At 44.9% G+C, this 528-nt stretch carries 1 protein-coding gene; it reads right to left on the bottom strand.

Annotation, left to right across the window (positions count from 1 at the left end; all coding sequences use genetic code 11):
- Positions 1 to 528: MCP four helix bundle domain-containing protein (locus R7Q09_RS28130; protein ID WP_318144207.1), on the bottom strand; the 528-nt coding region annotated here is incomplete at both ends.

The raw sequence follows: 528 nt of genomic DNA, 5'->3' as shown, positions 1-528 counted from the left end.
AGAGAAGTGTAACTGTCTGCGTAGACTTTAAATAAGCGCTTACGCTCACCGCCCATTTCATTGCCTGACTCTTCATTAATTAGGCTTTGAATTTGGTCGAGCGCGACTTCAGCAATGGGGGCAGCTTCGTTAATAAACAGATTATGCGCGGGCAGATTTTCCGCGCTGTGGCTCAACTCAATAAGCAGAGAAAGTGACACTTTCATCGCTTCCCATTGCTGATGAATCGACTGGAAATCTGACTCCGAAATCAGAGCTTGTAAGGTTGGCAACGCATCGTCCGTTGATGCCATGATACTTTGCACTTCCTGACTCAAACGCAAACCTTCGGCTTCATTACTTCCCAATAACATGTACGCTCGGATTGAAGACAACGAAGCTTGAACCGATTGCTGGATTCCACGACTGGTATCAACAGTCGGCAAATCGGAACTCAATAATGATGATGCATGCTGTTCAACTATGTTTATATTACGATAAGTGAAAATCGCAGATGCGATAAATACGACGGCTAACAGCACGAAACTG

The sequence above is a fragment of the Vibrio sp. 2130-1 genome, assembly GCF_033339515.1.
Note: the sequence above shows the minus strand (reverse complement) of the source record. Positions and strands in the feature narration are given on the sequence as shown.